General features: G+C 41.1%; 9 protein-coding genes. All 9 read right to left on the reverse strand.

Annotated features, from left to right (window positions below):
• A partial coding sequence (locus tag FGQ86_RS13420; RefSeq protein WP_171031574.1) for a DUF3991 domain-containing protein occupies positions 1-593 on the reverse strand: 593 nt, incomplete at its 3' end.
• Between the two features lie 234 nt (positions 594-827).
• Complete coding sequence (locus tag FGQ86_RS16335; protein ID WP_207670741.1) at positions 828-1,154, reverse strand: hypothetical protein; 327 nt, start codon at positions 1,152-1,154, stop codon at positions 828-830.
• 298 nt (positions 1,155-1,452) lie between these two features.
• Positions 1,453-2,346, reverse strand: coding sequence for a zinc ribbon domain-containing protein (locus FGQ86_RS13425; protein ID WP_138304623.1), 894 nt, complete (start codon positions 2,344-2,346; stop codon positions 1,453-1,455).
• Entirely contained in the window at positions 2,343-2,720 is a 378-nt protein-coding gene (locus tag FGQ86_RS13430) for a hypothetical protein (protein WP_138304625.1), read from the reverse strand. Before FGQ86_RS13430 ends, FGQ86_RS13425 begins: the two co-directional genes overlap by 4 nt.
• Positions 2,710-3,051, reverse strand: coding sequence for an RNA polymerase sigma factor (locus tag FGQ86_RS16525; protein ID WP_243127277.1), 342 nt, complete (start codon positions 3,049-3,051; stop codon positions 2,710-2,712). Before FGQ86_RS16525 ends, FGQ86_RS13430 begins: the two co-directional genes overlap by 11 nt.
• On the reverse strand, positions 3,048-3,236 hold the full coding sequence (locus FGQ86_RS16530; protein ID WP_243127279.1) for a sigma factor: 189 nt from the start codon (positions 3,234-3,236) through the stop codon (positions 3,048-3,050). Before FGQ86_RS16530 ends, FGQ86_RS16525 begins: the two co-directional genes overlap by 4 nt.
• Positions 3,237-3,623: 387 nt before the next feature.
• The gene (locus FGQ86_RS13440; protein ID WP_171031575.1) at positions 3,624-4,040 is read right to left on the reverse strand and encodes a YjdF family protein; all 417 of its coding nucleotides are present in this window, start codon (positions 4,038-4,040) and stop codon (positions 3,624-3,626) included.
• Positions 4,041-4,042: 2 nt separating this feature from the next.
• Positions 4,043-4,567 (reverse strand): PadR family transcriptional regulator, encoded by a 525-nt coding sequence (locus FGQ86_RS13445; protein WP_138304629.1) that lies wholly within the window; start codon positions 4,565-4,567, stop codon positions 4,043-4,045.
• A 131-nt stretch (positions 4,568-4,698) separates the two neighbouring features.
• Positions 4,699-5,589, reverse strand: a complete 891-nt coding sequence (locus FGQ86_RS13450) for a DUF3991 and TOPRIM domain-containing protein (protein WP_171031576.1) — start codon at positions 5,587-5,589, stop codon at positions 4,699-4,701.
• Between the last annotated feature and the right edge of the window lie 113 nt (positions 5,590-5,702).

A 5,702-nucleotide genomic window follows, 5' to 3' on the forward strand; every position in this document is an offset into this window, starting at 1 on the left:
AGATGGACTTCGCAGCATTTTTCTTCTGCCGGGATACAGAAAGAATAGTTTTTGTCGCTCCCGGACGCCTCCCCGACAAACTCTGTACCGACGCCCCGCAGAGCCGCATAACGGGGAATTCCGCTTTGATCCATCCCTACAAAAACGACATTATGGTAGTTCTCACTCTCATAAATCTGTCCGGTTTTCAGACAATACTGGATCAGTTCCATATCAATCCCACGGTTCTGCAGGTAAGAAACTGCATACGTCTGATAACGGTAAGGCTTTGGCAGGATCAGCTTTTTCTCTGTTTTCTTTTCGGCTGGTACGGAAACAGGCGGCTGGATCGCCGCCTGTTCCGCTATGGTCTGTACCGCCTGTATGAAGTCATATCCCCTCACTTTGATCAGATAGTCCAGTGCACTCCTGCCCCCGATCCCCCGGCTCCACCACATCCATTTCCCGTTGGAAATTTTCAAGCTGTCGTGGGTTCTGGTGGTATAAGTGTTCCCGGAGAAATGCACCAGCTCATAAGGTTCATAGTTTTTCAGATAGGTCAGCAGGTCGATCTGTTTCACTCTCTGCACCACTTCCGGCGCAACATAAGGCATAAATATCATCTCCTTTCCTGCCCGTGATTGGATATTCCATAAGTTATTTCTGATATCCGGGCATAAAAATAGCCGGATGATCTTCTTTTTTGAAAACCATCCGGCTATGTAAATATATATCGCAATATGAGTTTGAGCATGTCGGCAAATTAGGATTTATTTAATTCTTTCCCCAAGATTTATTAAATAAATTCTTGACCGTTGACTGTTCCGGCGGGCTTTGCTAATCGAGTTTCATATCGTGGATTTGATATTGTTGGTAAATTCTTTCCTTCTGATTATTGTCGCAATGATAACGAACAACGAATACAGCATATTTCCAATGTATGGCTGAGCGTTAAAAGTTGTTGTCAATTCTGCGCTTATACAGAAAGTCAAAACAGCTAATACCAATATCATCCAGTTAGAAAATTTTACTCTTTTCAGGAACAAATATCCTGCTGGTATATAGATGATAGCAAGCAAAAACTTAATGATATAATCCGGTACGTCTGGCAAAGCAAAAACTGTATTCAACGGACTGCCATCTAAATAAAGAAAGAAAAGAAATAATTCCGCCAAATATATAGAAGCCTCCTATAAATGTTATGACCTTAGATTTTTTCATACATTTCTCCATGTTAAGAGTTACTGTTTTCTGAAATAATACATTATGGAATAAACTACTATTATAAAAATGGACAATATAATATAATCCACATTTAAAACACTGTCCTTTAAATAGCAGTATATAAGATAGATTATGCTTATAAGTAAAAACACAATTAAATGTACAATATATTTTTTTATACTGTTTCGCATTTCCTTTTCCCTAACGATTAGTTTAATATTTGAATTTATATGAACAAATTTTATTTTGTTATCTCACATAAATTTCTGAAATAGTATCTTCCACACCATTGATTTGCAATCTTACATGGATTTCTCCATTTTCAAAATCATTCAGCGGATATTCAAGCGGTTCGGACAGATTTGTCACATCAACGGATTTCACAACCTCGCCCTGTACTAACCACAAAACAAGTGTTGCGCCCTCAGGCACCGTTTCACAAGAGATGTCTGCATAAAGCATTTGTGTATCTGCGTCCTCTACCATCATGTCCTGTTCTTCCACAAAACCATCGCTTGCACTTCTAAAATCCAACTTCCATACACCATTCAGATAGGTGTTAGAGTTCATGCTAATTACACCTAAATTCCAAACACGGTCGTTAGAAGCAACATTTGTATTCACACCATTTCCCGTAGCAGCACTGACGATAAAGCCGGTCAAACACATCAGCATAAGCACCATGCTGACAATACCCGCAGCAATAAATTTCAAATGATGGGTTCCCTGTTTTACCATAACACCATTAGCCTCCCTATTTTCAATATGTGTTCCACATTCCTCACAATATTTTGCTTTCAATGAAATTCGATGCCCGCAGGCAGAACACGTTGCTTTTATCTCTGAACGGCGCAGAAAGTAAATCAGCAATCCAATAAAAGGGGTGGCGATAAAAACCACAATCGCCCATAATACCGGGTCATCGCCCCGCTTTTTGCAATCTTGATATACCCATGCCGCAAAAAAAGCAGCAGTACACAAGGCAAAAAGGATAAAGAGAAGAAGAAGAATGGGAAGCAGCATAGAAAGACCGCTAAAGCCATCACTTTTTAGAAAATACAAGCCAAACCGCAGGAAAATCAACAGCAAGATAACTGGAATACCAATATAAAGCGGAAGTCTGTTCTTTTTTGTATTATTCATGCCAATACACCTCTTTTCTCAACACGGATTGTTATATCCTTTTTCATATTTGTCCTTTTTACACCAACTATGGTAAGCAAAACGCCAGCCAATCCAATGTAGAAACAGATACCCGCAGCAAAGTAAGACAAATAAGTGTTGCTGATAACTATTAGTGCTACACTTGCCAGCATAATAAATGTAACTAAGTTCAAAATCATCGGCAAATACCAAAGAGAAAAACCGCGTGTGGCGGGTTGCTTTCGCATTGCTGCTTCTTTTTGATACAATGTCGCTTTCAGTTTGCTGTTCAACTCCGGGTCTGGTTCGTCAGCCAGTTTCATAGAAGCCCGGATGATTTCATCAATTTCTGTATTGAAAAGGTCATTTTTCATATCCTGCTTCCTCCAATCTTTTCTTAATCAGACTTCTTCCCTTAAACAATCGGCTTTTTACCGTTCCGGGCGGTTTCTTAATGATTGTTGATATTTGCTCTACGGAACAATTAGAAAGATAAAACAGTGTCAGCGGTATTCGGATTTTTTCTGGTAGGGTTTCAATAATCCGATTAACTTCTGAAATCAATTCTTTCTGCAAGTAGCTTTCTTCAATACTTTCGTCGGAATGTAAGACTGTTTCTGCTTCATCATCAAAATTACTACATGGAGCAATCATATTTCGGCGGGCCTGCTTTCGTCTATCGCTTTTCCAAAGATTGTGTGTCAAGGAAAAAAAAACAGTGCTTTTGGATTTTGCCCCCAGTCAAGTGTCCATTCCATTTCTAACGCTTTTAGAAAAGTCTGTTGATACAAGTCCTCTGCTTCTGATTTGTCCATACAGAGTTTCAGGCAAAATCTATATATATCTGTACCGAACTCATCAATACACTTCTCGATTTCTCTTGCGTCCAATGTTTCACCTCCATTGCCCGTTCACCCTATATTCGCCATGACTTTATATGCGGTTCACTTTTTTCAAAAAATTTTTTTACAGGTAAAATTGTTAATGCTCTCCTGGGATGTCATGATCCCGCTCTGTCATGCTGACATGAAATTGCCAGGATATCTGTCATGGAATGTTCCCTTTGATGGGGCGGTTATCCGCCCCATCACGGAAGGAATTAGTTCATACATCCATGCTCTGCCAGCACTTTAAGTGCCGAGACGATGGTACAGGCATCTGCCTTTTTCATTCGGCTGTAATGCCGGAGGCGTTCCTCATTCCAGAAGATGAACAGGACATAAAGCGTCATTCATCATATTTAACTACACGACACACCCTGTCTGCTTCTGCAAACATTACCTTCCTCGGTGCTTGGCTTTCTTTTTTTCCTGCCGTAAAGCATACTGGCGTTCCTTTTCCGCTTCCCGCTGCTCCCGGCTTTTGGTTTTTCGTTCCAGTTTATTTTGCTCGTGTTGTAACTTAAGTGCCTGCTGCGCTTTTGTTCCTATTCCCCGGTCTTGTAACTGATTATTGATTTCCCGCTGCATACGCTTCGGATTGATTTTCCGTTCTTCAATTCTGTCTGCTTTAAGGGGCGGGCTGAATTTCAGAGTACGCCAATTTTGAAGCAGAAAATCATATACCTCATAATCCTTCGGCTCTGCACCAAAAGTAATTTTACAAACCTCATATCTATCGCCATCTATGCGCTCATATAAACCGATCCAAAATGGGGCTTCAAACAGAATTGTCAGGCTGCTTTTCATAGTCATATTTATTCTTGAGAAAATTGACTTTCAAAATTATCAAGCCAATCCAAAAGGGCATGATATAAAAGCCTTTGCTGTTCAAATATCGTCTTTCCAACAAGCGGTATATCTGAAAATTCAGAAGCATATTGTTCACTTGATAGAGCAGACGACTGAATACTTGTTCTGAGTTTTGAAATCAGCTTTAGAGCTTCATCCTTACTAACCTTATTCAGATTTGTAATAACGACATTAAAGTCAAAAAGCAGAGGAATACTTTCTGACGCATAGGTGGACATTAACTCGTTAAAATATTTTCTTCCCTTATCGGTGATCGAGTAGACCGCTTTATCCGCAAATCTGTCTCCTTTTACAACATTGCTTTTCAAATATCCTTTTTCGCTTAACTGAAGAACTTTTCGATAAATAGAAGGAACACTTATTTTCGTCCATCTGGAAAGGTGGTGGTATTCCACATCTTTCTGAATATCATATGCACTTTGAGGTTTTTCCAACACGATACCAAGTATCACTAAATCAATCGACGACATAGTTTATCTCTCCTTTTACTATTATCAATAGTACTATTATCAATAGTAAAAGTCAAGAAAATCTTTTCATCGTATCTGCTCAGGGTTCTTTCTGATTTTAAAATTATCCTTTATCCATTTTTTCAGAACCGTCAATTCTTTCCCTGCTTTGGAGGCTCATCTCTTGTCTGGTATTTCTTCGGAAGCACCGTCCGGATGGCCTGTGTCGCAAGCCTTCCTGTCCGGTCATTGTCCAGATGGAACACCACCCGATCCACCTCCGGATGTTCTTTCAGAAAGCGTGTCAGCGCCGCCGGAACCTTGCTTTTCTCGATTTCTTTGGCAGGCTGATACACGCCCGCAAGGGATAACAGGTGCGTTTCTCTCCAATTTTCCCCGTCCAGTTTTTGCTCTGTGGCGTAAGACAACAGGTCAATCGCAGACTCAAACAGATGGACTTCGCAGCATTTTTCTTCTGCCGGGATACAGAAAGAATAGTTTTTGTCGCTCCCGGACGCCTCCCCGACAAAGTCTGAACCGATCCCACGCAGAGCCGCATAACGTGGAATCCCGCTCTGATCCATCCCTACAAAAACAACGTTATGGTAGTTCTCACTCTCATAAATCTGTCCGGTTTTCAGACAATACTGGATCAGTTCCATATCAATCCCACGGTTCTGCAGGTAAGAAACTGCATACGTCTGATAGCGGTATGGCTTTGGAAGGATCAGCTTTTTCTCTGTTTTCTTTTCGGCTGGTATGGAAACAGGCGGCTGGATCGCCGCCTGTTCTGCTATGGTCTGTACCGCCTGTATGAAGTCATATCCCCTCACTTTGATCAGATAGTCCAGTGCACTCCTGCCCCCGATCCCCCGGCTCCACCACATCCATTTCCCGTTGGAAATTTTCAAGCTGTCGTGGGTTTTGGTGGTATAAGTGTTCCCGGAGAAATGCACCAGCTCGTAAGGTTCATAGGTTTTCAGATAGGTCAGCAGGTCGATCTGTTTCACTCTCTGCACCACTTCCGGCGCAACATAAGGCATAAAAATCATCTCCTTTCCTGCCCGTGATTGGATATTCCATAAGTTATTTCAGATATCCGGGCATAAAAATAGCCGGATGATCTTCTTTTTTGAAAACCATCCGGCTATGTAAT

It is taken from the genome of Clostridium sp. BSD2780061688st1 H5 (genome assembly GCF_005845155.1).
Taxonomy (GTDB): Bacteria; Bacillota; Clostridia; order Lachnospirales; family Lachnospiraceae; genus Claveliimonas; species Claveliimonas intestinigallinarum.

Excerpts from the sequence above, each read along its gene's own strand:
- FGQ86_RS13430 (WP_138304625.1), bottom strand. The coding sequence starts at position 2,720 with ATGAAAAATGACCTTTTCAATACAGAAATTGATGAAATCATCCGGGCT.
- FGQ86_RS13450 (WP_171031576.1), bottom strand. The coding sequence starts at position 5,589 with ATGCCTTATGTTGCGCCGGAAGTGGTGCAGAGAGTGAAACAGATCGAC.
- FGQ86_RS13425 (WP_138304623.1), bottom strand. The coding sequence starts at position 2,346 with ATGAATAATACAAAAAAGAACAGACTTCCGCTTTATATTGGTATTCCA.
- FGQ86_RS13440 (WP_171031575.1), bottom strand. The coding sequence starts at position 4,040 with ATGACTATGAAAAGCAGCCTGACAATTCTGTTTGAAGCCCCATTTTGG.
- FGQ86_RS13445 (WP_138304629.1), bottom strand. The coding sequence starts at position 4,567 with ATGTCGTCGATTGATTTAGTGATACTTGGTATCGTGTTGGAAAAACCT.